This is a genomic window from Actinomadura sp. NPDC048032 (assembly GCF_040653175.1).
GTDB lineage: Bacteria > Actinomycetota > Actinomycetes > Streptosporangiales > Streptosporangiaceae > Spirillospora > Spirillospora verrucosospora.
In genome coordinates, this window is the sequence record NZ_JBEZJP010000004.1 from 42081 (window position 1) to 66795 (window position 24715).

General features: G+C 71.9%; 22 protein-coding genes. 14 read left to right on the plus strand and 8 right to left on the minus strand.

The genetic code is table 11. The features are described 5' to 3' along the window. The first annotated feature begins 75 nt into the window (after positions 1 to 75). Complete coding sequence (locus AB0C69_RS01415; protein WP_360348269.1) at positions 76 to 1293, plus strand: PP2C family protein-serine/threonine phosphatase; 1218 nt, start codon at positions 76 to 78, stop codon at positions 1291 to 1293. On the opposite strand, the gene AB0C69_RS01420 is transcribed toward AB0C69_RS01415, so the two are convergent. The 4 genes from AB0C69_RS01420 to AB0C69_RS01435 all read right to left on the minus strand — a co-directional run bounded on the left by AB0C69_RS01420 (position 1280) and on the right by AB0C69_RS01435 (position 4436). Then, on the minus strand, positions 1280 to 2275 hold the full coding sequence (locus AB0C69_RS01420) for an alpha/beta hydrolase family protein (RefSeq protein ID WP_360348272.1): 996 nt from the start codon (positions 2273 to 2275) through the stop codon (positions 1280 to 1282). The genes AB0C69_RS01415 and AB0C69_RS01420 overlap by 14 nt on opposite strands. A gap of 219 nt (positions 2276 to 2494) precedes the next feature. After that, positions 2495 to 3811 (minus strand): hypothetical protein, encoded by a 1317-nt coding sequence (locus AB0C69_RS01425; RefSeq protein WP_360348275.1) that lies wholly within the window; start codon positions 3809 to 3811, stop codon positions 2495 to 2497. Further along, positions 3808 to 4062: a hypothetical protein gene (locus tag AB0C69_RS01430; RefSeq protein WP_360348278.1), complete on the minus strand. Its 255-nt coding sequence runs from the start codon at positions 4060 to 4062 to the stop codon at positions 3808 to 3810. Before AB0C69_RS01430 ends, AB0C69_RS01425 begins: the two co-directional genes overlap by 4 nt. Positions 4063 to 4160: 98 nt before the next feature. Then, the gene (locus tag AB0C69_RS01435; RefSeq protein WP_360348281.1) at positions 4161 to 4436 is read right to left on the minus strand and encodes a hypothetical protein; all 276 of its coding nucleotides are present in this window, start codon (positions 4434 to 4436) and stop codon (positions 4161 to 4163) included. Between the two features lie 217 nt (positions 4437 to 4653). On the opposite strand from AB0C69_RS01435, the gene AB0C69_RS01440 reads away from it, so the two are divergent. Further along, complete coding sequence (locus tag AB0C69_RS01440) at positions 4654 to 5190, plus strand: DUF892 family protein (protein ID WP_360348284.1); 537 nt, start codon at positions 4654 to 4656, stop codon at positions 5188 to 5190. Position 5191: 1 nt separating this feature from the next. Continuing rightward, positions 5192 to 6160: a TIGR03557 family F420-dependent LLM class oxidoreductase gene (locus AB0C69_RS01445; protein ID WP_360348287.1), complete on the plus strand. Its 969-nt coding sequence runs from the start codon at positions 5192 to 5194 to the stop codon at positions 6158 to 6160. Positions 6161 to 6207: 47 nt separating this feature from the next. Here the strand turns inward: AB0C69_RS01445 and AB0C69_RS01450 are convergent, their stop codons facing one another. Then, on the minus strand, positions 6208 to 7485 hold the full coding sequence (locus AB0C69_RS01450; protein ID WP_360348290.1) for a M14 family metallopeptidase: 1278 nt from the start codon (positions 7483 to 7485) through the stop codon (positions 6208 to 6210). A 703-nt stretch (positions 7486 to 8188) separates the two neighbouring features. On the opposite strand from AB0C69_RS01450, the gene AB0C69_RS01455 reads away from it, so the two are divergent. Continuing rightward, positions 8189 to 8680: a hypothetical protein gene (locus AB0C69_RS01455; protein WP_345183352.1), complete on the plus strand. Its 492-nt coding sequence runs from the start codon at positions 8189 to 8191 to the stop codon at positions 8678 to 8680. A gap of 93 nt (positions 8681 to 8773) precedes the next feature. On the opposite strand, the gene AB0C69_RS01460 is transcribed toward AB0C69_RS01455, so the two are convergent. Further along, a complete protein-coding gene (locus AB0C69_RS01460; RefSeq protein WP_360348293.1) occupies positions 8774 to 11050 on the minus strand; it encodes a PA domain-containing protein in 2277 nt (758 codons plus the stop codon). 129 nt (positions 11051 to 11179) lie between these two features. Between AB0C69_RS01460 and AB0C69_RS01465 the strand changes: the two genes are divergently transcribed. The 7 genes from AB0C69_RS01465 (at position 11180) to AB0C69_RS01495 (ending at position 19055) form a co-directional block, all read left to right on the plus strand. Continuing rightward, positions 11180 to 12118 carry a helix-turn-helix domain-containing protein gene (locus AB0C69_RS01465; RefSeq protein WP_345183348.1) on the plus strand — a complete coding sequence of 313 codons (939 nt, stop codon included), beginning with the start codon at positions 11180 to 11182 and terminating at the stop codon, positions 12116 to 12118. Positions 12119 to 12479: 361 nt separating this feature from the next. Then, positions 12480 to 13364, plus strand: coding sequence for a hypothetical protein (locus AB0C69_RS01470; protein ID WP_360348297.1), 885 nt, complete (start codon positions 12480 to 12482; stop codon positions 13362 to 13364). 257 nt (positions 13365 to 13621) lie between these two features. Continuing rightward, positions 13622 to 15169, plus strand: coding sequence for an FAD-binding oxidoreductase (locus AB0C69_RS01475; RefSeq protein WP_360348300.1), 1548 nt, complete (start codon positions 13622 to 13624; stop codon positions 15167 to 15169). Between the two features lie 146 nt (positions 15170 to 15315). Beyond that, entirely contained in the window at positions 15316 to 16569 is a 1254-nt protein-coding gene (locus AB0C69_RS01480) for an alpha/beta hydrolase family protein (RefSeq protein ID WP_360348303.1), read from the plus strand. Between the two features lie 31 nt (positions 16570 to 16600). After that, positions 16601 to 17197, plus strand: a complete 597-nt coding sequence (locus tag AB0C69_RS01485) for a hypothetical protein (RefSeq protein WP_360348306.1) — start codon at positions 16601 to 16603, stop codon at positions 17195 to 17197. A gap of 75 nt (positions 17198 to 17272) precedes the next feature. Next, a complete protein-coding gene (locus AB0C69_RS01490) occupies positions 17273 to 18079 on the plus strand; it encodes a VOC family protein (RefSeq protein WP_360348309.1) in 807 nt (268 codons plus the stop codon). A 169-nt stretch (positions 18080 to 18248) separates the two neighbouring features. Next, the gene (locus AB0C69_RS01495) at positions 18249 to 19055 is read left to right on the plus strand and encodes a VOC family protein (protein WP_360348312.1); all 807 of its coding nucleotides are present in this window, start codon (positions 18249 to 18251) and stop codon (positions 19053 to 19055) included. Positions 19056 to 19074: 19 nt separating this feature from the next. Here the strand turns inward: AB0C69_RS01495 and AB0C69_RS01500 are convergent, their stop codons facing one another. Then, positions 19075 to 19767 carry a TetR/AcrR family transcriptional regulator gene (locus tag AB0C69_RS01500; protein ID WP_360348315.1) on the minus strand — a complete coding sequence of 231 codons (693 nt, stop codon included), beginning with the start codon at positions 19765 to 19767 and terminating at the stop codon, positions 19075 to 19077. A 202-nt stretch (positions 19768 to 19969) separates the two neighbouring features. Between AB0C69_RS01500 and AB0C69_RS01505 the strand changes: the two genes are divergently transcribed. Further along, positions 19970 to 21031: an FUSC family protein gene (locus tag AB0C69_RS01505; protein WP_360348318.1), complete on the plus strand. Its 1062-nt coding sequence runs from the start codon at positions 19970 to 19972 to the stop codon at positions 21029 to 21031. Here AB0C69_RS01505 and AB0C69_RS01510 read toward each other — a convergent pair. Then, positions 21028 to 21798 (minus strand): DUF1932 domain-containing protein, encoded by a 771-nt coding sequence (locus AB0C69_RS01510; RefSeq protein WP_360348321.1) that lies wholly within the window; start codon positions 21796 to 21798, stop codon positions 21028 to 21030. The two genes, AB0C69_RS01505 and AB0C69_RS01510, sit on opposite strands and share 4 nt — an antisense overlap. Positions 21799 to 21878: 80 nt before the next feature. Between AB0C69_RS01510 and AB0C69_RS01515 the strand changes: the two genes are divergently transcribed. Further along, complete coding sequence (locus AB0C69_RS01515; RefSeq protein WP_345183328.1) at positions 21879 to 22499, plus strand: GntR family transcriptional regulator; 621 nt, start codon at positions 21879 to 21881, stop codon at positions 22497 to 22499. 109 nt (positions 22500 to 22608) lie between these two features. Then, positions 22609 to 24715 (plus strand): elongation factor G (gene fusA / locus AB0C69_RS01520; protein ID WP_360348325.1); only part of this gene is annotated, 2107 nt, incomplete at its 3' end.

Consider the following 24715-nt stretch of genomic DNA (forward strand, 5'->3'; position numbering starts at 1 on the left):
GGTGAGAGGTGGTCCGCCCGCGGGACGGTGGAGTGCACGACCCCCGAGAACCCGAGCAGGCAGGGCGGCGAACCGATGCTGAGAGAGCTGCTGGCGGCCAGCCATCTGATGTCGATGGAGCAGTTGCCGGGCGCGGTGGCCCGGCACGCCGCCGCCCGCGGCCTGCATGACGCGATCATCTACGTCGTCGACCTCCAGCAGACGGTGCTGCGGCTGCTGACGGGCGAGGGCCCGGACGCCGGGCGGAACCCCGGAGCCGAGACCCGGGAACTGAGAATCGACGGGACGGTCGCGGGCCGGGCCTTCCAGACGATGGAGCCCGCGGCCGGGCAGACGTTCGACGACGGGAACCACCACTACTGGGTGCCGATCCTCGACGGGGCGGAGCGGATCGGCGTGCTGCGCGTGACCGTCCGCCGCGACGACACCGGGGCCCGCCAGGAGGCCGAGTCCCTGGCCGGCCTGGTCGCGTTGATCATCGTCAGCAAGGGCCCGTACAGCGACTCCTTCTCCCGGCTCGTGCGGACCAGGGACATGACCGTGTCGGCGGAGATGCAGTGGCGGCTGCTGCCCCCGATGACCTTCGCCAACGACCAAGTGGTCATCGGCGCCGCGCTGGAGCCGGCCTACATGCTGGGCGGCGACACCTTCGACTACGCGCTCGCGGGCGACACCGTCCATCTCACGATCTTCGACGCCATGGGGCACGACACCGCCGCCGGGCTCACCTCCAACCTCGCCGTCGCGGCCTGCCGCAACGCCCGCATCCAGGGCGCCGGGCTCGTCGAGACGGCGCAGGCGGTCGAGGCGGCGCTCCTGGAACGGGATCCGAGCGGGCGCTTTGTCACGGGGGTGCTGGCCGAGCTCGACCTGCCCTCGGGGCAGCTGTCCTGGGTCTCGCACGGGCACCCCCCGCCGGTCGTCATCCGCGGGTCGCGGTGGGTCACCACGCTGGAATGCCCGCCCGGCACCCCGCTCGGCACCGGCCTCGGCGTGCGGCCGAAGCTGTGCGGCGAGCAACTGGAACCGGGTGACCGGATCCTGTTCTACAGCGACGGGATCGTGGAGGCGCGCGACCCGAGCAAGCAGGAGTTCGGGCTGGACCGGTTCGTCGACTTCATCATCCGGCGCGAGGCCGACGGGCTGTCGGTCCCCGAGACGCTGCGGCGCCTCGTCCACAGCATCCTGGAGCATCACGCGGGGCGCCTGGACGACGACGCCACCGTCCTGCTGCTCGAATGGCACGGGCCCCTCGGCCTGGAAGACCCCGCGGAGCGGCTCAAGAACGACTGAGCCCGTGGCAGGGGCCGAGGCCCAGGGCGTCCAGGAGCATCGGGTACGCCTCGTGCAGGTCGCGCTGCCAGTACGGCCAGTCGTGCTGGCCGTCGAAGAAGCGGGCGGTCACCGGGACGCCGAGGGCCCGCAGCCGGTCGACGAACGCGTGCGCGTGGTCGTTCGCGCCGGCCTCCACCGGGTCGGTGAACGGCAGCCCGCCGAGCGACCCGGCCTTCCCGTTGCCGCTCGCCACCCAGAGCCGGACGCCGCGCAGCCGTCCGGCGAGGTCGGCCGGGTTGTGGGCGTGCCAGATCTCAGCCTGGCCGTCGGGGTCGCCCCATACCCGCCGCCAGTCGGTGCCCGGGCAGGCCAGGGACGGTCCCCAGCCGGTCGAGTCGTCGCCGGGCTCGTGGCCGTACAGGGTATCGAGGTAGCCGCTGAACGCCGCCGCGGCCGCGAACGCGCCGGGGAACCGCGCCGCGTACAGCATGGCGCCGAGGCCGCCCATGGAATTCCCGGCGATCACGCGTCGCGTCCCCGCGCGGTAGTCGCGTTCGAGGATGCCGCGCAGCTCGGTCATGTGGAACGTCTCCCAGCGCGGCGGGCCGCCCTTCCCGTAATTCCACCAGTCGGAGTAATTGCCGCAGCGGCCGCCGTTCGGCATGACGACGATGATCCCGGCGCCGGCGGTGAGTTCCGCGACGTCGGTGTCGCGCGTCCAGGCGGTGTAGTCGTCGACGCCGCCGTGCAGCAGCCACAGCGCGGGCCAGGTGCGCGCCGCGTCCCGCGACCAGCCCGGCGGGAGCAGGAGCCGCACCTTCTGGCGGCCCTCCATGGCGGGAGAGGCGATGGTCAGGTCCAGGGTGCGGGGCGCGACGGCCGTCTCGGCGGCGACCTCGGCGCGGGGCGGGGCGGCCGCCGCGGACCGGTCCGCGAGCGCGAGGGGCAGGAGGAGCGCGAAGGCCCCCAGCCACGCGGCGAGGGCAGGGCGACGGAGCAACGCGGGGCCTTCCGGAGACACCGGCGGCGAGGAGGGGCCGGCCTTGGGAAAGGAAGAGATCTTTTGCGTGGAGTTTCTCTCCCCGTCCCCGGGGATTCCCGGGCCCTCACGGTCCGAAGCGGCGACCGGAAAAGCTTATAAAATGCATTTCCCGGAACGGGAAAAGAACGCGCCGGGTGCCCCCCTGGCGGCACCCGGCGCGTTGGCGAGAACGGTCTGTCAGGTCCCGGAGGCCGCCTCGGCGACGGGCGCGTTCACGTACCGCACGGCCCACCGCACCACCCCGCGGACCAGGCTGTACAGGATGAACGCCACACCGACCAGCGGCAGGACGAGCAGGACGATCTGGAGCCCAGAGGTGAGCAGCGTGAGGGGGTCCGCCCCGTCGGCGGCGGCGTGCGCGAGCCGGCGCATCATGCCCCAGTCCTGGGCCACCAGCCGGGGGACCTGGGTGATGATCAGCACGATCTGGAACGCCAGCATGGGGATCACCGTCAGCACCCAGACCGTGACGAAGATCTGGGGCCAGCGCTTGAGGTCTTCGAGCCGGGCGTCGGCGGGGCGCCGCAGGAGCGTCCGGCGCAGGATCGGCCCGATGTACCGGAACAGGTCGGGGATGCCGATGAGGTCCGACATGATGTAGTACCCGTCGAACCGGAGCGTCGGCAGCAGCTGCTGCACGATCTCCAGGTTGACGTAGACGATGGCGACGAGCAGCGGCGCGAACCCCGTCTGCGCGTACAGCAGGGTCAGCCCGATGACGAAGATGGCGTTGAAGTAGACGCCGGCGAGGTCGGTGCGGAGCCGCCCCCCGCGGCCGAGCCGGTACGACTCGGTGATGTCGGTGTAGAACGCGGGCCACACCAGGTAGATGCCGCAGCCCATGACGCCCGGGCGGACGCCGCCGTACCGGCAGGCCGAGGCGTGCCCGACCTCGTGGAACGCGCACGAGGCGATCCCGAGCGCGATCACCAGCAGGATGCTGACCGGCTTGAGGATCGCCGTCGACATGGCGTCGGCGATCGATTTGGACGTGAGCACCCAGTACTCGCCCGCCACGAACGCGGCGAGCACCGGGGCCATCACCCAGGGGCGGAACAGCCAGGCGAACAGGCCGCCGATGACCCAGGTGACCGACTCGGGGAAGACGGCGATCTTGAACTTGAGCGCCAGGAACGGGTCGGAGCGCACGCTCCGCGGCGCGGTGCCGTCGCTGAAGGTGGTCACGCCGAGCGGGGCGAGCTTGCGGTCCACCAGGTAGACGATCTGCTCGGCGGACAGCCGTGCGCCCGCCTCCCGGCTGACCGAGTCGGCCACCGTGGCGAGAGAGGCGGCCACGTCGCCCTCGCCCGCCAGGTGGCGGTGCTCGTGCAGCGCCTTGGCGACCAGGAACAGCAGCGGAGGCAGCCGGACGAGCTGCCGGTTCGGCAGCCGGACCAGCTGCGGCGGCTCCCGGTATCCGGAGTTCTTGAACTCGCCGACGAGTTCGGCGCCGTCCACCAGGGCGGGCAGGGCGAGGGCGGCGGGCGCGCTCATCGGTTGTCGTGCACCACGACGGCGGGGATGCAGGACACCGTGGAGGTCGGAGCCTCGGCGAGCAGACCGGTGCCGAGCAGGCCGGACGTGCCGGCGGACTGGGTGGCCTGGCAGGCGTAGAAGACCTCGGTGTCGCCGCCGTGGTGGCCGCCGCCCGTCCCGGCGGACAGCGCGAGCCGCCGCGGCAGGACCTCCGCGGTCAGCCGGTCCAGTTCCGCATAGGTGAGCCGCTGAGGGTTGGAAGAGCTCATGGGATCGCTTTCGCATCGCTGTGGGAAGGGGGAAGGGCTGGCGGAAGCCGCCAGCCCTTCCGAGTGCGGGCAGAAGCCCGCGGTTACGCGCGCTCGGCTCAGTGACCGGAGATCGCGGCGCCCGGCACGCAGGACTGCGAGCTGGCGTCGTTCTGCGCGTGCAGGCCGACGAGCTGCAGCAGGCCGCTGTCGGGACGGGTCTGCTGGCTCTGGCAGGCGTTCACGATGGCGGTCGTGCCGCCGTTGCCGCCGCCGTGGTTGATGTTGACGTTCTCGTTCTCGCCGCCCCCGACGAGAAGGGTGGACAGCACGGCGCGCTCCGGCAGGACCTCACCGGCGAGCTTGTCCAGCTCGGTGTAGCTGAAGGACTTCATGTGGTTCCTTTTCTTCCTTGTCACGCCCGGATCTCAAGGTGGATACCGGATGTCCCTTCCCTCACCCCAGGTCGGAGCGAGGTAGCTCTACGTATAGCAGATGTGACGGACGGTGGCCAAGTGACCCTCCGGGGAGCAGGTGCCTCGCGCCGGCGCACAGGCATGAGTGGCCCGTGATGGGTAGGGACCCCACATTCGCGCTGATCAGGAGGAGTGCATGGCCGAGAGCAGCTTCAGCATCGACGTCGCGGCGATCCGGGAACGCGCCCGCGCGAAGATGACCGACGGGCCCGTGACCGCGGGGTACGGCCGACGTGCCGAGGAGGTCATCGGCGTCCTCAACGACGTCCTCGCCACCGAGATCGTGTGCTGGATGCGCTACGCGCAGCACGCGATCAGCGCGACCGGGATCGACCGGGCGCAGGTGTCGGCGGAGTTCAGCGAGCACGCCGACGAGGAGCGCGGCCACGCGATGCGGGCCGCGGAGCGCATCAGCCAGCTCGGCGGGCAGCCGGACTTCGACCCGAAGACGCTGGCCGAGCGCTCGCACACCACCTACAAGACCTTCGACGAGAACGACCTCAGGAGCATGCTGGAGGAGAACCTCGTCGCCGAGCGGATCGTCATCGAGTCCTACCAGGAGATCATCCGCTGGCTCGGCGACGGCGACGTGACGACCCGGCGGCTGATGGAGCACATCCTCGCCGAAGAGGAAGAGCACGCCGACGATCTGACGGACCTGCTGGGGATCTGACATGGAATTCGGATACACACTGCTCTGCGAGCAGACGCCGCCCAAGCAGCTCGTCACCGACCTCGTGGAGGCCGAGGAGGCGGGGTTCGCCTACTCGGTGATCTCCGACCACTACTTCCCGTGGCTGGAGAGCCAGGGCCACTCCGCCTACGCCTGGTCGGTGCTCGGCGCGCTCGCCCAGGCCACCCGCCACATCCCGCTGATGACGTTCGTGACCTGCCCGATCATGCGGTACCACCCGGCCGTGGTGGCGCAGAAGGCCGCCACGATGGGCGTGCTGTCCGACGGCCGGTTCACGCTCGGCCTCGGCGCGGGGGAGAACCTCAACGAGCACGTCGTGGGGCGCGGATGGCCGTCGGTGGACGTCCGGCACGAGATGTTCGCCGAGGCCGTGGAGATCATCCGGGCGCTGTTCGGCGGCGACTACGTCAACTACCGGGGCCGCCACTTCACCGTCGACTCCGCGAAGCTGTACGACCTGCCCGACGAGCCCGTCCGGATCGGCATGGCGGCCTTCGGCAAGCGCGCCGGCCGGCTCGCCGCCGAGCACGCGGACCTTCTCATCTCCGACCAGCCCGTTCCGGAGGTCGTGGAGCTCTTCCACGACGAGGGCGGCGCGGGCAAGCCCGTCTACGGGCAGATCCCCGTGGCCTTCGGGCACGACTATGAGGAGTGCAGGCAACGCGCCCACAGCACGTGGAAGTTCTCCGCCCCGGCGTGGAAGGTGATGGCCGAGCTGCCGGGTCCGGCGAACTTCGAGGCCGCCACGAAGACCGTCCGCCCGGAGGACGTCGTGGAGGCGGTCCCGTGCGGCGACGACGTGGACGACTACGTCGAGGCGGTCCAGGAGTGGGCCGACGCGGGCTTCACCCACATCTCGTTCTGCCAGTCCGGTCCCGAGCACCAGAAGGACTTCCGGACCTGGGCGGAGGCGGACCTCCTGCCGGCCCTGCGCGAACGCTTCGGCTGACGCGCCGGTCCGCCCCGTCGCGGGCCGGACCGGCGTGCCGCCCGCCGCTAGGCGCAGTACTGGCTCTGCTTGCCGATGGCCCGGTAGGGGCAGTCGGCGTATTCGGCCAGCCGCAGCAGGGCCTCGCGGCTGCGCTGGACCTCACCGGCGATCGCGGACGGCGGCGGGTAGAAGCTGCCTCCGGCCAGCTCGAACGTGAACGAGAAGATGCGCTGCTGCCCCCACGTGTAGTCGTCCGTGGTGCCGTCGGTGATGTAGAGGTCGCTGGACTGCTCGGGGGCGAAGCCGTTCGTCGAGGCGAGTTCCCGGCCGATGGTGCGGTGGGCGGCCTCCTCGTCGGCGGACATCGAGCCCGGCACGGTGTTGTTGTAGGTGTAGCCGAACGGCCACAGCACCAGCTCCGCGTCCGAGTGGATGTCCAGGAACATCCCGAGTTGCTGCCTGCCGCCCACGACCCGGCTGCGCACGAAGTCGGCGAGGACCTTCGTCTCGACGGCGGACTCGGGGCCGGTGCCCCGGTAGGTCTCGCTGGAGCCGTTGCCGGACGAGCCGCCGCAGCAGCCCCACTTGTAGGCGAAGTTGCGGTTCAGGTCCGTGCCCGTGGACGTGGGGTTGGGCTGGCGGTTCTTGCGCCACATCCGCCCCGGCTGCGTGTCGCTGGTCATGTCGTAGACCTGGCCGTCGGGGTTGACCATCGGCATCACGTAGATCTCGCGCGTGTTCACCAGGTTCGTGATCCGGCTGTCGGACCCGTACCCGGTGGTGAGCTGCCCGATGTAGTCGAGCGCCTGCTCGGCGGTGAGCCGCTCGCGCGCGTGGATGTTGGCGATGATCATCACTTCGGGCTCGTTCTCGTCCGTCGCCACGTTGTCGCTGATCTTCACGCCGACGATGTCGCGGCCCTGGTAGGACTTGCCGACGACGAACTGGCGGGCGATCTGCGGGTGGGCGGCGACGACGGAGTCGACCTCCTGCCGCATCTCGGCGAACGTGTGGTACGACGTCGCCGCGGTGCTCGGGGCCGCGCTCGGGTCCGCGGTCCGCGCGGGGGCCGGCTTCACGGTGAAGCCGAGCCGCCGGATGGCCCTGACCTCCGACGGGATGGCGCTGACCTCCAGCCCGCCCGCCCGGACGGCGCCGATCGCCGCTCCGGTCCGGGCGACCTGGCTGCGCTGCTGGCCGGTCCGGGGACCGGTCACGACGTACTGGCCCGCGGTCTCGGGGCCGGGCGCCGAGGCGGCGGACGGGGCCGCGAGCCCGGCGAGGGTCAGCGCCAGCGCCCACGGGACGGCGAGCAGGGAACGCAATCGGCGGGAGCTTCTCATGACGGGGTACCTGCCGTTCGGCTCTGCGCGCCCGCTCGTCGCGCGGCGGGGTCTCCTGCGGACGCTCACGGACGCTCGCGATCCCGTCACGATGGACCGGAACCGCCCGCCTGACAATGGCCGGGAGGCCGGTCCAGGCGCGCGTTACGGGAACTGAGGCCACGGGCGAAACGCCAGCTCACCGATGCCGCGCCATCGAGACGGAACCGAGTTTTCAATGCCGATCAGAGCGAATCTGAAATTTCACAGGCGCCTGGACGCTCCCTCGTAAACCCGATGCCCCGTTGGCGCTCTGTAACCGGTTCTTACCGGCCTTGCCTCTCTTCTCGGGGTTTCGGCGTGAGGAGGCTGTGGCACGGGAGCCGAAGAAGGCCGCTGATCACAAATACGTCTGTATCCTGCATGGATACCCACTTACGGACATGCGCGACGGCATTTTATGAACAGTGTCATCTTCAGATAATGACAGAGTGTCGTCCAGGTATTGACCACCCAACCGCCCTTGTCTATGGTCTCTGTTAGAACGCGTTCTACTCCGGTTGGAACCCGTGTCGAGGGCGACAGGGCGGTTCCCCGGCCCGGTCCCCGATTCGCGGCGGCCTCCCCACCGGCCATGGGCGGAGCCGCGCACGAATCGACGGACCTCCCACCCCACCCCTTCGGGTGCAGGCGCGACGCCCACCGTTCGAAATGAGGACCCCCCTTGTCTCGCACCACGAAGACCGCCGCGATCGCCTCGGCCGCGGTCGCGGCCGCCGCCACCGCCACCGTCGCCCTGACGGCCTCCCCCGCTCTGGCCGTCAACACCGGGTCGTTCACCGCCACCCTCAACGGCACCATGGTGATCGACGCGGGAGTCCCGGCCAGCTGCACCAGCTCCGTGCTGAAGGGCACGGTCCTGTCGGGCGGCGTCAACGCGTCCTACACGTCCGCGAGCGCCGGCGGCTGCGGGGTCACCGTCACTCCCGGGGCCCTGCCCTGGAGCGGCACCTTCAGCGGCACCACCGTCAAGATCAACAACTTCTCGATGAGCGCGATCGGCTGCACCTACGGCGGGACCCTGACCGGCACCGCCTCGGCCACGAACTTCCCGTTCACCGCCACCTTCACCAACCAGGTCGTCCCCAAGACGAGCGGCATCCTCTGCCCGTCCTCGGCCAAGATCACGGCCAAGTACGACTACAAGCAGCCCTGATCCCCGGCAGGGCGGGAGCCCGGTCCTGACGTCGGCCGGACCCGCCCCCGCACCGTGACCCCGGCCCTCCGCCGGGGTCACGGCGCTCGGCCGTCAGTGCAGTTCGTAGGCGCGGACGGTCTCCTGGGTGATCGAGCTGCCCCGGCCGTCCTCGGCGGTGACCCTCAGGGACACCGCCCCCTTCCCGTGGAGGCGCGCGACGCCGTCCCGCACCGGGACGTCCGTCCAGGTCCCGCCGTCGTCGAACGACGTCTGGAGGGACAGGCGGCGCAGCGGCGCCGGCGAGCCGTCCTGGTGGGCGACCGTGAGCTTCAACGTCCTGGAACGCGTCCTGTTCTGCGGGTCGAGAGCCGCGTCGTAACCCACCTGGAGCAGCGGAAGGACGGTGAGGTCGGCCGTCCGCGCGGAACGGAACGTCCACGACGTTCTGGAGCGCGTGGACAGCCGGGCCCAGGGGGCACTGTTGGCGAAGTCGAACTCGACCCGGTACTCGGCGTCCTCCGGGGTCGTCATCAGGGTGCCGTTCGGCTTGTAGGCCGTCTGCGCGATCAGTTCGCCGTCCCGGTGGACGCGGAAGTCGGTGGCGAAGCCATTCGGAAAGGAGCTGGAGTAGACGTCGGAGAAATTGCGTGCCGCGTCCGCCAGGCCGACGCGGAGGCGGATCAGGTCGCCGGTGCGGACGATCGGTGACTGCGCGCTGACGCCGCCGGTGAGCGGTCCCTTGTTCCAGCTGTGCGCGTCGCGCTGCCCCGCCCTGTACGACGACCATTTCGTTTCGCCGAGCACGACGTGCGGTGTCTCCGGGCCGGGGAAAGCGTTGTTGTAAGGCTGCTCCGGAGTCACCGCCATCGCGGACCACTGCGTTTTCGGATCGGCTGAAACGTACTCCACGCGCGTTCTCGGAGTACCGGTGACCGGGTGGGCGTACGCGAGGGCGAATTCTTCCCAGGGGCGCTTGCTGTAGCGCGCGGCGGTCATGGCGCCATCGCCGTGGTAGGCGCTGTCGATCCGCGCCAGATCCCTTGTGCGAGCGACGTAGTCCAGGTTCTCGGGAATCCGCCCCTCCTCCGGGAACACGAGGTCGTACTGGTAGGGGCTGTCCACGATGCCCTTGGCCGTGACCGTCGCCCGCTCCCGCAGGAGAGCGCGTCCCTCCTCGTGGGACAGGCGGACCGCGGGCACCTTCAGCGGCCTCCCGTAGCCGCCCGGGTCGTCGTTCACGCCGGGAGCGTCGTTGTAGACGGCGACCATGCGCGCACCCGCCCTGGCGGCCCTCTCGACCTGCTCGGCGACGGGCACGCCGTCCCTGCGCTGGACGAGGGCGAGCCGGCCGCGCAGGTCGGCGCCCGGCCTGTCCCCGTCCGCGACCCGCATCTCCGCGCTGCCGTCGAGGCGCGGGAACTGGTCCGAGGTGTCGCTGAAGTAGGCCGCGGGATAGTACTGCGGGCGCAGCGCCCGGCTCCCCGCCCGCATCGTGATCGCGGGCGCCTCCAGCCGCCACCGCGTGTAGGCCTCGAACGTCCCGGTGCGGACCCGCTCGGTCGGCTGGAGGAACACCCGCTCCTCCAGCATCGATCCGTCGCCCAGGTAGACGCCCTCGTCCACGGCCTGCCCGTTCGCGGTGCCGCGCGTCCACATCAGGTGGCTGACCGCCCCCGGACCGGGCGCGGTGGCGTGCTCGGGCGTGCGGACCGTCACCTCCCGCGCCTTGCGCGCGTCCAGCACGATCTCGGTGTCCCCGGTGATCTCGATCTCCGGGTAGCCGACGAGGCTGTAGTCGAGCGGCTTGCCGCCGTCGGTGCTCGCCGCCCACGACGGCATCGTCTTCACGACGCCCATGACGGAGTACGTCCCCGGCGCCAGCCGCACGCAGTTCGAGTCGTTCCAGCCCTCGTCGGTGCACGGGCCGTCCGGATCGCCGGGCAGCGGCCGGTGGGCGTTGCCGAGCGAGGCGTCCTTCACGTTCAGGAAGCCGACCGCGCCGGGGCCGGGCCGCCCGTCCCGCGCGATGCTCCTCACCCGGACGGTGACAAGCTCGCCGGACGCCTTCGCCTTCGGCTCGGCCGCCGCCGGCCGCCGCTCGTGCAGCGCCGTCACGTTGTACCGTTCCGGATCGTCCCCGAGCCGGTCGGCGGGGACGACGTACAGGTCGCCTCCGCTGTGCCGGACGGAGAACGCCGGGTCGCGCCCCGGCGCGGGCGTCACGGTCGTGCCGCCCCCCGCGACGTGCACCGTGTCACCGGTGGGCAGCGTGACGTCGAATGCTCCGGCCTCCGCACGCAACGCGGACGCGGGCCCGGCGTCCGCCGCCGCGGGCGCGGCGAGCGCCAGCGCGCCGATCCCCAGGGCCGCCGCGGTTCTCGACCACATGGCCATCCCTCCCCAAAAAGTGGATCTTGATTGTCGGGCCGGCCGCCGCGGCCGATCCAGGGAAGGCGCTGGCGGCTTCCGCCATGGCGGGAACCCGTCAAACGGACCGGGACGCCGTAGATTTAGGACGTGTCCGATTCGCCGCTCCTGGAGGGGCTCGGGGTCACCGCCGCCGAGGAGGGGGCGTACCGCGCCCTGCTGCGGGAGGGCCCGTCCACCCTCGCCGACCTCGCCGCGCGCCACGGCGCGTCCGTCGCGGCCCTGCGCCGCCTCCTGCCCCGCCTGGAGGAACTCGGACTCGTGACCCGCCTGGCCGGCCGCCCGCTGCGGCTCCTCGCCACCCCGCCCCACGTCGCGGTGGAGGCCCTCGTCGCCAGCCGCCAGGAGGAGATCGCCCGCAGCCGTGCCGCCATCGGCCCGCTCCTGGCCGAGGCCGCCCCGCACCCGGAGGAGCTCGTCGAGGTCGTCAGCGGCCGGGCGGCGGTGTCCCGCCGCTACCTGCAACTCATGAACGGCGCCCGCGAGGAGCTGCTCGTCCTCGTCCAGCCGCCGTTCGCGACCGACGCCGCCGTGTCGAGCGACGAGCAGGAGCGCACCATGCGCCGCGGCATCACGGTGCGCGGCATCTACGGCCCCGAAGCGCTCGACGAGCCCCGCGCCCTGGAGTACGTCCGCCGCGCCGTCGCGTCCGGCGAGCAGGCCCGCCTCGGCGCCGTGCCCATCAAGCTCGCCGTCGCCGACCGCCGCACCGCGATGCTGCCGCTCACCTCCCAGCACGCCAGCTCGGTCGACAGCTCCCTGATCGTCCACCCGTCCGCCCTGCTGGACGCGCTGGTCTCCCTCTTCGAGGCCCTGTGGCGCTCCGCCGTCCCGCTCCCCGGCGAGGACGCCCCGGACGACGCCGTCCTCGCCCTCCTCGCCGCGGGCCTCACCGACGACGCCATCGCGCGCCGCCTCTCCATCAGCACCCGCACCGTCCAGCGCCGCGTCCGCGACCTCTGCGACCGCCTCGGCGCCCGCACCCGCTTCCAGGCCGGCGCCCTCTACGCCCACCACCTGGAGCGATGACACGCCTCGGTCCGGAGTCGCGAGCGGGAGCGCATCGGCAGTCCGGCTGACGAACCGCCTCCGCCGTCGCATCCTGGATCGTGACGCGGGTCGCTCACTGTGAGGCCATGCCCGGTTCGCCGCCCGCCCAGCACCATTTCATGGTTTATCGACCGGTGTAGTTGATAAATCGGCACCATCCCGCACGGTCCCTCTTGCCGGTTTCCGAAGCCGGTGGTCGATCGCTCCCTTGGCGGCGGCCACCGGTTCGCGGAACCGGTGGCTCGTCGCTCGCGGAGCGCTCCGGCCTCTCACAACCTAGAGGGGCAGGACTATGTCCTCTTCACTCGACCTCCGTCGGCTCGCCGGCAGAGGTCTCATCGTGGCCAGCCTGGTGTCGTCCGGCATCGGCTACGCCTTCACCACGAGCTACCACGCGCTGGAGGTGGCGGCGCCGATGCAAACGGTCGGTGCCCTCGCCCTCTGCGCGCTGATGCTTCTTACAGGACGGTCTCCGTTCAGGCGGTACCAGCGCCCCATGTGGGGGCTGATCGGCCGCCTGGCCGCGGGGAACGCCGCCGTCGCGGTCCTCTACCCGTACGCGGTGCCGCGCCTGAACCTGGGCACCGTCGCCGCCGTCGTGGTACTCGGCTACCTCTCGGTGGGCTTCAGGAGGATCTGGCGCCTGAGGGCCACCGCGTGGGGATTCAAGCACCTGTGCGGGCGCCTGCTCGTGCTGGGCGGGATCCTCATGCTCAACTGGCCCCTGCAGGGCGAGATCGTGGGGCTGCTGTGCGCCTTCGGTAGCGCATGGTGCGTATGGAACACGGTCACCGTGCTGGGGAAGATGAAGGACCACGGACTGGCGGACCAGGGCGCGACGCTCGCCAACCTGCTGGCGGCGCCGGCGCTGTTCGCGCTGGTGTTCGTGCTGCGGGGCGGTGACTGGGTGTCCCAGGACCTGTTCTTCGTGGCCGGGCTGGCAGGTCTGCTCACGCTGATGCTGCCGGTCGTCCTGACCAACGCCGCGCTCCGCCGCATCTCGGGGCTCGACGTGGGTGTCATGCAGTCGCTCTCGACGCCGGTCCACGCCATGGTGGCGCTGGCCGGCGCCGCGACGGGGTGGCTGCCCTCCGACCAGCGGCTGGCCTTCTTTCCGGGGTGGGCCGCCATCCTCCTGATCGGCGGTGCCGCCTTCGGAGTCTCCTCCCTCAAGGAGCCTTCCGGCGGCGCGGTCCGTGTCGGGACGCAACCCAGCGGCGGCTGACGCCTCCGCTGATCCAACCCAGCGGCGGCGCACGCCTCCGCTGACCCAACCCAGCGGCGGCCGACGCCTCCGCTGATCCGCAACGGCGGAGAGGGCCCCCCTTTCCGCCGTTGCACCGCGACTTGCGGGCGAGTGGGACGCGACGAGCGAAAACCTGACCAAGATGCTAACTGTTCGTTACTGATCGACTACTTTATGACATGGTGGGGAAGGTGTCCTCGCATCCCATATCCGAGGTGCGCGGAGGCGATGCCCCGATGAGTGAGACCCCGACCCTGCCCAGCACGACCGTCCGGCCCGGCGACCGGCGGTACCCGGCGCTCAGCCGCGGGTTCAACCAGCGGTGGATCGGAGAGCCCGAGTACGTGCGGCTGGTGCGCTCGCCCGAGGAGGCGCGGACGGCGCTCGCCGAGGCGGTGCGCGAGCGGCCGGCCGACCCGCGGCGGACGCGGATCACGGTGAAGGCCGGAGGCCACTGCTACGAGGACTTCGTCTGCGGCTCCGACGTGCGGGTCATCCTGGACGTGAGCCCGATGTGCGGGGTGTCCTACGACCCCGCGATGCAGGCGTACTGCGTGGAGGCCGGGGCGACGAACTGGCACGTCTACAGCCACCTGTACCCGATCAGCGGCAAGGCGCTGCCCGGCGGGTCGTGCTACTCGGTCGGGCTCGGCGGTCACATCCCGGCGGGCGGGTTCGGGCTGCTGTCGCGGCAGCACGGCCTCACCGTCGACTACCTCTACGCGGTGGAGGTGGCGGTGGTGGACGAGCGCCAGAACGTCGAGCTGGTCGTGGCCCGGCGCGACGACGGCGACCGGTGGCTCCGCGACCTGCTGTGGGCCCACACCGGGGGAGGGGGCGGGAACTTCGGCGTGGTCACGCGGTTCTGGTTCCGGGGGCTCCCGCAGCCGCCGAAGCAGGTGCTGCTGACGGCGCTCGCATGGGACTGGAAGGACTTCACCAAGGACGAGTTCGCCGCCCTGCTGGGGGCGTACGGCGAGTACTTCCGCGACCACCAGGACCCGTCCTCGGCGGCGGGGAAGCTCTTCGCGATGCTGAAGCTCAACCATGTCAGCAACGGCCAGATCGGGCTGCTGGCCCAGGTGGACGTGGACGACCCCGACGGGGCGAGGGCGATGACCGACTTCATCGTGGCCCTCGACGGGCGGATCGGCCCGTCGGCGAGACCGATGCGCACGATGATGGGCGAGCACTTCGTGCACCTGGAGATCCCGCGCGTGATGCCGTGGCTGACCGCCACCCAGGCGCTGAACGCCAGCGGCGAGAACCGCTGCGGAAAGTACAAGTCGGCCTACATGCGCAAACCGTTTACCCGCCAACAGATCGACGCGATGTGGGCCTATCTCGGCAAGGAGAAGTACACCGACTACGTGAACAAGCAGGCGCTCATCCAGGTCGACTCGTACGGCGGTGCCATCAACCGGCCGCTGCACAAGACGGCGGCGCGGCAGCGCGATTCCATTATGAAACTGCAGTACCAGGTGTACTGGACGCAGAATGACGCCTACGAGGACACGCACATCGCGTGGATCCGGGACGTCTACAAGGCGACGTTCGCCGCGACCGGCGGCGTCCCCGTCGCGGACGGCGAGACCACGGACGGCTGCTACATCGGCTATCCCGACGCGGATCTGAACGACGGGCGCTGGAACGAGTCGTCCCAGACGTGGGAGACCCTCTACTACAAGGACGCCTACGCGAAACTCCAGGAGGTCAAACGGCACTGGGATCCGGGAAACGTGTTCCGGCACGCGCAGTCCATCCGTCCGGGGAAGCGGGGGTAGCGGCACGGGCCCGGTAGCGCAGCGTCACGGATCATCTCGCCTTTATTGCATCCGCTGCCAATACTTGCGGCTGTGACGGCGGGGACAGTAGTTTCGTCGGGCGAGCGGAGCGTCGGGCCTGGCGTGGCCCGAGCGGCTGGGGAGTCATGAAGAAGCGTACCGACAGGAAGATCGCCATCGCGGGCACCGCGGCGGCGGCCGTGCTGCTGCCCGCCGTCATGGTCGGCCTCGCGCAGGCCGGCGTGGGGGTCCCGAAGGGCAGGTCGGAGGCCAGCGGGAACTCCAAGCCGATCCCCTCGTTCGGCCCCGCCACGCAGCCGTCGGTCCCCGGCGGCGCGTCCGCCTCCCCGACGAAGTCGCCGGGTGCGGCGAAGCTGCCCAGCATCCCGCTGAACAGCAACCCGTTCCGCACCGGGGGAGGGACGCCGAGCCCCACCGACCCCGACAGCAACGCGGGCAACCGCGGCAAGAAGCCGCAGATGCCGTCGGGCACCTCGCCGGGCAAGTACGCCAAGGCCCCCGACGGGGCCTCGATCACGGGCGTCAAGAAGATCAACTCGCGGATCTTCGACGTCACGATCGCCTCGCCGGCGCTGGGCGCCGCCGTGAAGACCCGCGTGATGGTCCCCAAGGGCTGGAAGGCCGGCGCCACCAGGTCGTGGCCCGTCGTGTACGCCTACCACGGCGGCAACAACAACTACCTGTCCTGGACCAAGGACTCCAACATCGAGCAGGTCATCGGTCCCTACGACGCGATGGTCGTGATGCCCGAGGGCGGCTGGAACGGGTCCTACACCAACTGGTACAACGGCGGGAAGGGCGGCATCCCCGAGTGGGAGACCTTCCACATCGGCGAGGTCATCCCGCTGATGGAGCGCAACTTCCACGCCGGGTCGGTGCGCGCCGCGATCGGCCTGTCGTCCGGCGGGCAGGGCGCCATCACCTACGCCGAGCGGCACCGCATGTTCAAGTACGCCGCCTCCTACAGCGGCGCCCTCAACATCACGGCGCCCGGCATGCCGGTCATCCTGACGTCCATGAACCGCGAGGCCGGCACCGCCATCTGGGGCGACCCGATCACCGCGCGGGCGAACTGGCGGGCGCACGACGCGACCGTCATGGTGTCCAGGCTCAAGGGCGTCGGCGTCTACGTCTCGTCCGGCAACGGGCAGCCCGGCCCCTACGACAAGGCCGACACCCCGCCCCACGACGCGGGGCGCATCGGCGAGCAGCTCGCCGGCACGATGAACGAGAACTTCGTCGCCGCCGCGCGGAAGGCGGGGGTGCCGGTCACCTCCCACCTGTACGGGCCCGGCATGCACAACTGGAAGTACTGGCGCATCGAGCTGGTCCGCAGCTGGCCGATCATCGCCAGGTCCATCGGCGCCCGCAAGTCCTGACCGCCCGCCCGTCGGTTCGGGGAGCGGCACGGTGAAGGGGTTCGCCCGGCGGGAGTTCCAGCTCGTGCTGCTGCGGCGCATGGCCGACTACCAGCCGGGCCTCGTCGAGGACGCGATCCGGTCGCTCGGCGCTTCGCGCACGGAGATGCGCGAGGTCAACGCCCGGTGGCAGCGCGTCCTGCGGTCCCGGACGTTCCCGCGCGGCCGCCGCCGCTACGAGGCCGTCCTCGGCCCGCCGGTCGCGGTCGAGGAGCGCCCGATCGGCGACGTCGCCTGCGCGGTGGCCTGGTGGCCGCCCTTCCCCCTGTGGCCGGGCCTGCGCTTCGAGATCATGATGGGGCCGGACGGCTCCGTCATGCAGGAGTGGCTCGTCCGGGACGAGGGCGTGCCCGTCCCGCGGCTGGACACCGTGGACGACCTCGTCCCGTGGTCCTGCGTCGCCGGCGACGTGGACGCGCGCTTCGGCGCCGTCGCGCACCAGGACGGCGAGGTCCCGAGCCGGTGGCACGCGACGATCGCGGGCCCGGACGGCGCCGTCCTCGTCGCGCACTTCGTCTGGGGGCTCCTCCAGACCGTCGAGAGCGTCGGAAACGAGCCGAGGCCGGGCGCACCGCCGACGTTGGGGTGATCTTGGGTCTTCGCGGCCCTGGAAATTGCGCGGCGGTCCGTAACGTGGGGATATGCGAACTTTTGCGGGTCGGCGATGCCCGAAGTAACCGCATACGCCCCCGGATACCCCGCCTGGGTCGAACTGGTCACCCCGGACGTGCGCGCCTCCCAGCGGTTCTACCGCGACCTGTTCGGCTGGGACGTCTACACGCTGGCGGGCGACCTCAACGACTACTCGATCTTCACCCTCGGCGGCGTCCAGGGCCCGGAGGTCGCCGGCATGGAGCCGCTCGCGGACGACTCGATGGAGCCGACGTGGACGTGCTACTTCCGGACCGACGACGTCCAGGCCGCCCTCGACCGGGTGCTCGCCATGGGCGGGCAGGAGCTGAGCGAGCCCACCGACATCTCCAATCTCGGGCGGATGGCCCACTGCGCCGACCCCGAGGGCGCCGACTTCGCGCTCTGGTACCCCTACGACTTCCAGGGGGCGGGCGTCGTGGACGAACCGTCCGCGATGTGCTGGGTGGAGCTGGCCGTCCGCGACGTCGAGGGCGCCCGGCGCTTCTACGGGGAGGTCTTCGGCTGGAGGGCCGTCGACCGCTCCTACCTCGCGCCCGACTACACCAACTGGAAGGTCGGAGAGTGGTCCGTGGCGGGCATGGTGCCGCTGGCCGAGTGGTGGCCCGCCCACTCCGAACCCCACTGGATCCCCTACTTCTGGGTCTCCGACTGCGATGCCGCGGCGGCGCGGGCGGCCGTGCTGGGGGCGGTCGTCCATGTCCCGCCGACCGACATCAAGGCGGGCCGCTTCGCCGTCATGACCGATCCGTGCGGGGCGCGCCTCGCCGTCCTCACCCCGGCGGCCGGCTCGCGCCTCACCTTCCGTCCGCACGGATGACCGCGGCCCCGCCGCCCCGCCCGGACGGAGACGCGAACATTGGGGTGATCTTGGGGATTCGTGTCGGCGGGGATTGCGCGGGCGTCCCTACCCTGGAGGAACGCGCGCCGCAGGGCGTGCCGCCGGGGCGCGGCGATGCCGGAGGTGATCCGATGCCGGAGGTGATCCGATGCCCGAGGTGACCGCGTTCCCCCCCGGCCACCCGTCGTGGGCCGAACTCGCGAGCCCGGACCCGGAGGGGTCCGAGCGGTTCTACCGCGAGCTGTTCGGCTGGTACTCCTACACGCTGACCGTGGGCGACCTCGGCGACTACGAGATGTTCACGCTGGGCGGCGTCCAGGGGCCCGAGGTCGCCGGGATGCAGGCGCTCGCCGACGACTCGGAGGCCGCCTCCTGGACGTGCTACTTCCGGACCGACGACATCCCGGCCACGCTCGCCGCCGTGCGCGAGGCGGGCGGTCTGGAGACGGTGGAGCCCACCGACATCGCCAACCTGGGGCGGATGGCCCTGTGCTCCGATCCGGAGGGCGCCGACTTCGGGCTCTGGTACCCCTACGACCTCAAGGGCGCGGGCGTCGTCGACGAGCCGTCCGCGATGGTCTGGGTGGAGCTCGCCGCCCGCGACATCGAGCGCGCCCGCCGCTTCTACGGCGAGGTCTTCGGCTGGAGGGCCGTCGACCGGGACTACTACGACTCCGTCTACACCCACTGGAAGGTCGGCGACTGGGCGGTGGCCGGCATGGTCTCCATGGACGAGCACTGGCCGCCCGGCCACCCCTCGCACTGGACGCCGTTCTTCTGGGTCTCCGACTGCGACGAGTCCGCGGCCCTGGCCTCCGAGCTCGGCGCCCACGTCCGCATCCCGCCCACCGACCTCAAACCCTGCCGGTTCTCCGTGGTCACCGACCCGACCGGGGCCCGCCTGGGCCTGGTCACCCCCACGACGGACGTCCGGGCCGTGCGCGCCCACCCCTGACGGCCCGGCCGACCGGTCATCAGTCGGGCGGCCCGGGGTCGAGGGAGGCAGATCCGGGCGCGGGCAGGGCGTCCTGGAGGTGCAGGCGGCCGAGGAGCATCAGGACGAGCTCGTCGATGACCTCGTCGAGGGTGGCCTCGACCCAGCCGGCGGTCCAGTCGTGCAGGAGGCCGTTGATGCTGCCGATGAACGCCGTCGCGGCGATCCGGTAGTCGCGGTCGGTGATCTCGCCGCGCTCGGCCGCGGCGGCGGCCTCGGCGCAGATGAACTGGACCCAGCGGGCGCGGCGGGTGAGGCGCTGGCGGTCGAGCCGGGGGCTGACGCCGATGATCTCGACGAACGCGATGCGGATGCGGGCCCGGTCGGCGGTGATGCTTGCGGCGTAGGCGCGGAACAGGTGCGCCGTGCGCTCGGCGAGCCCGAGGCCCGCGACGGACGGCAGCGCGGCCAGGACGTCCTGCTCGGCCGCGTCGTTGACCTCCAGGTGCAGTTCGGCGAGGAGGTCCTCCAGCGTGCTGAACTCCTCGTAGAACTGGCGGGTGGACAGCCCGGCCGCCTCGCTGAGCGCCGCGACCGTGGTGCCGCGGTAGCCGGGGCCGCGGCCGAACATCTCCAGCCCGGCGTCCAGGAACCGGCGGCGCCGCTCGGCGCGCCGCTCGGCCGCGGACCGGCCGCCGTACCTGCCGGTCGGTGTCGCGCGCCTGCCCGCCACGTGACCCCCCTCCCTCCGCTCGCTCGTCCGGCATCTTTCCGCAAACCGGTCTTGTGTCATACATCACCCCCCTGTGGTCTCGCTCACCGGGACCGCGCGGTAGGGGCCCCGCCCGAGCCTTCCCGCGCGCCCGGCCATGATTCGAAGCGCGGTGGGAGGGAACCGCGATGCGGTGATTTTTGGGAGGATTCGACGGCATCTGATGCCTTTTGCGGGACGCCGGTACTGGGACGAGCGCGCGAAGCTGACGCTCAAGGCCGTCCTGGCGGCGGTCACGGCATGGCTGGTCGCGAAGTACGTGTTCGGCGAACCGCAGCCGTACTTCGCCCCCCTGGCCGCGCTGCTCGGGGTGTACCCGACGGTCGTGCGTTCCGTGCGGGAGAGCCTGGCCTACGGGGGCGGATTCGTGATCGGCGCGGCGCTCGCGATCCCCGTCGGGCTGTTCGTCGGCCCGAACGTCGCCGGCATCGCCATCGTCGTCGTCCTCGCCATGATGGCGTCGGGATGGCGGCGGCTCGGCGCGCAGGCGTCCCAGGTCCCGTTCACGGCGGTGTTCGCGCTGCTGCTGGGCGGGCACGGGGTCGTCGGCTACACGCTGCCGCGCCTGGCCGACGTCGCGGTCGGGCTCGTGGTCGGGCTCGGCGTGAACGCGGCCGTCTTCCCGCCGCTGTACCTGCGGCGCGGCGAGTACGCGGTCCGGGAGATGCGCGAGACCCTCGCCGACGCGCTGGGGACGCTCGCCGACGACGTCGTCGAGCCCGCCGAGTGGAGCTCGCTGTGGCAGGAGCGCGAGTCCCGGCTGGTGAGCGTCCAGGAGCAGGCGCGGTACGCGGTCGAGCAGGGGGAGGCCAGCCTGCGCGCCAATCCCCGCGCGAAGCTGCGCGGCTACCGGCTGCGCTGGCGGGACGTCCCCGGGCAGTGGCCGGCGCCGCGGCTGATGACGATGCTCGACCACGCGACGGCCTACAGCCGGTCGATCGCGGCGACGCTGCGCCGGCTCGCGGACGCCGACGAGGCGGTGGTGCCGGGAGAGGACTTCCTGCGCGGGTACGCGGAGGTGCTCCGCACCCTCGGCGGCCTCGTCCGGGAACTGCCCGACGTGCCGGACGGCGCGGCGCTCGCGGAGGCCGAGAAGATGCAGGACGAGATGGAGCGCCCCCACCTCGGCCCGCGGACCGACGCCCCCGGTCTGTGGGACCCGCACAAGGAGCTGCTGCGGCTCAGCCGCCTGCTGCTCGACGACCTGCGCGACGGCCGCGCCTAGCGCGCGCCGCGGGCGGACAGCCGCCTCAGCAGGTCGCGGCTCCCGGCGGCCATCGCCGGGGGGACGCCCAGCTCGTCCAGCATGGCCGCCGCGGCCTCCATCTCGGCGGCGCGGCGGTCGGCGTGCCGGTACGTCCCGGCGACGAGCCGGTCCACGGTGTGCTCCCCGGCCGCCGCCAGCTCCGCGACGATGTCCTCGCGCAGCCAGTCCTCGCAGCCGGCCGCCCGCGCCGCCTCCAGCGCCTCGACCACCGACCCGGCCAGCCCCTTGAAGAACACGCTGCGCAGCAGCTTGCGCCCGGCCGCCGCGCCCGCCTCCGCGTCCATCACCTCGATCGCGGCGCCGAGCGGGGTGAGGGCCGCGGCGACCGCCCGGGCCCCCTCCGCGCAGGCCAGCATCGGCGTGCCGAGCCCGCGGCCCGGCACCGGAGCCATGATCGCGACATCGGCGAACCGGGCGCCGGCCCGCCGCGCGAGCGCGTCCAGCTCCCGCTTCAACCCGGGCGAGCCGGTGTTCAGGTCGGCCCACACGGCGCCACGGGCGGCGCCGACCCCCGCCCGGAGCGCCGCGACCGCGTCGTGCGCGCTGTTGACGCTCAGCACCAGATCGGCCCCGGCGGCGGCGTCGGCCTCGCTCCGGGCCTGGACGATCCCGCCGGACGCGGCGACGGCCGGGTCGTACCCCCGCACCACCGCCCCCGCCGCCACGAGGTCGCGCGCGATCGCGCCGCCCGCCTCACCGAGCCCCAGTACGGCGATCACCGTCATGCGTCCTCCTCCGCGGCCGGGATGTCCCGCGAACCGCTACCCTAGATCACACCAAAATTGGCGACAATCCCGGAGACTCCGTGAGCGACGTGACGGCCGCGATCCGCGAGGCGATCCTCGGCGGCGAGTTCGTGCCGAACCAGCGGCTGGTCGAGGCGGACCTGTCGGAGCAGTTCGCGGCGAGCCGCGCCGGGGTCCGCGCGGCGCTCGCCGTGCTCGCGGGCGAGGGGCTGGTCGAGCGCGTCCAGAACCGCGGCGCCCGGGTGCGCGCCGTCTCGGTGGCGGAGGCCGTCGAGATCTCCGAGGTCCGGATGGTGATCGAGGGGCTGTGCGCGGCGAAGGCCGCCGAGCGCGCGGCCCCCGCCGAGGTCTCCGAGCTGCGGACGATCGGCGAGGAGATGCGCGCCGCCGTCGCGTCCGGGGACGTGCTCGGCTACTCCCGGCTGAACGAGCGCCTCCACGGCCGCGTCCGCGAGATCAGCGGGCAGCGGACCGCCTCGGGCGTCCTGGAGCGCCTGCGCGCCCAGAACGTCCGGCACCAGTTCAAGCTGGCCATGCACCCGGGACGCCCCCAGGTCTCCCTCCCGCAGCACCTCGCCATCATCGACGCGATCGCCGCCCACGACCCGGCCGCCGCCGAGCAGGCCGCCCGCGCGCACCTGCGCAGCGTCATCGAGACCCTCGGCGAGATCGCGTCCTAGCCGGAAAACCCGTCGCGCCGGTCCTCCCTCCGCCGTTACGGTCGGCCTGCCGCACGGCACGATCTTGTCCGGCGGCGGTCGTCATCAGAGAGAACCAGGAGGATTCCCGATGACAACAACCACAGCCTTCGCTCTGACCAAGGTTCGCAACATCGGGATCATGGCGCACATCGACGCCGGCAAGACGACGACCGCCGAGCGGATCCTGTTCACCACCGGTGTGTCGAACCGGATCGGCGAGGTCCACGACGGCAACACCGCGCTGGACTACACCAAGCAGGAGCGCGTCCGGGGCATCACCATCACCTCGGCGGCGACGACCTGCCGCTGGACCGTCGAGGACGCCGCCGGCGGCGCCGAGCATACGATCAACCTGATCGACACGCCGGGCCACGTCGACTTCACGATCGAGGTCGAACGGTGCCTGCGCGTCCTCGACGGCGCCGTGGCCGTGTTCGACGGCGTGGCGGGCGTCGAGCCGCAGTCGGAGACGGTGTGGCGCCAGGCCGACCGCTACGGCGTGCCGCGGATCTGCTTCGTCAACAAGCTCGACCGCGCCGGGGCCGACTTCCTCCGCTGCGCCGACATGATCGGCGAGCGGCTGGGCGCCGTCCCGCTGGTCGTGCAGCTGCCGATCGGCGCGGAGTCCGAATTCGCGGGCGTCGTCGACCTCGTCTCCGGGCGGGCGCACGTCTGGCCGGAGGGCCGGCACGCCGTCGTGGACGTCCCGTCCGGCATGGCCGAGGACGTCCGCCGATGGCGCGGCAGGCTCGTCGAGACGGTCGCCGAGCGCGACGAGCGGCTCATGGAGCTGTACGTGGGCGGTGCGGAGCCGTCGCCGGAGCAGCTGCACGCGGCGATCCGCCGGCTCACGGTCGCCTCCGAGGCGACCCCGGTGCTGTGCGGCAGCGCGTTCCGCAACAAGGGCGTCGAACCCCTGCTGGACGCGGTGGTGCGGTACCTGCCGTCGCCGCTCGACGTCGCGCCGCCGGAGGTCGGGGACGCCCTGGAGCGGACCCCGCTCTCCGCGCTCGCGTTCAAGATCGTGAGTGACCGGTACCTGGGGCGGCTCACCTTCGTCCGGATCTACACCGGGCGGCTGACGGCGGGCGCGAGCGTCCTCAACAGCGTCAAGGCGCGCAAGGAGCGGATCGGCAAGCTCTACCGCATGCACGCCGACGTGCGCGAGGAGATCGCCTCGGCGGGCGCGGGCGACATCGTCGCGGTGATGGGGCTCAAGCAGACCACCACCGGCGAGACGCTCTGCGACGAGGCGCGCCCGGTGGTCCTGGAGTCCATGGACTTCCCGGCGCCGGTCATCGAGGTCGCGATCGAGCCGCGGTCCAAGGCCGACCGGGAGAAGCTGGGCGCCGCGATCCAGCGGCTCTCGGAGGAGGACCCGTCGTTCCAGGTCCACGACGAGGAGGGGCAGACCGTCATCGGCGGCATGGGCGAGCTCCACCTGGAGATCCTCATCGACCGCATGCGGGAGGATTTCCACGTCGAGGCCAACGTCGGCCGGCCGCGCGTGGCCTACCGCGAGACGATCCGCAGGGCCGTGGACCGGGTCGACCTGACCCACCGCAAGCAGACGGGAGGCAAGGGCCAGTACGCGAAGGTGCAGATCGCCGTCGAGCCCATCGAGGACGGGTACGAGTTCGTCAACCGGGTCACCGGCGGGCGGATCCCGAAGGAGTTCGTCCCCTCGGTGGACGCGGGCTGCCAGGAGGCGATGCGCTTCGGCGTCCTCGCCGGGTACGAGATGACGGGCGTGCGGGTCACGCTGCTGGACGGCGACTTCCACCCCGTCGACTCGTCCGAGCTCGCCTTCAAGATCGCCGGTTCGCTGGCGTTCGGGGAGGCGGTCCGGCGCGCGTCGCCCGTGCTGCTCGAACCGGTGATGACCGTCGAGGTCACCGCCCCCGAGGAGCACCTGGGCCCGGTGATCGGCGACCTGAACGCCCGCCGCGGGCGGATCGAGGGGACCGGCGAGCGCGCCGGCGCCCGGATCGTGCACGCCCTCGTCCCGCTGTCGGAGATGTTCGGCTACGTCGGGCACCTGCGCGGCATGACGTCGGGCCGCGGGGTGTTCACCATGCGGTTCGCGTCCTACGCGGAGGTCCCGGACGCGGTCGCCCGGACGCTCGTCTCGGGCTCGGCGCCCTCGGCCACACCGTCGGCGTGGCGGCCAGGTCCCCGGAGCGGCTCTCGGCGGC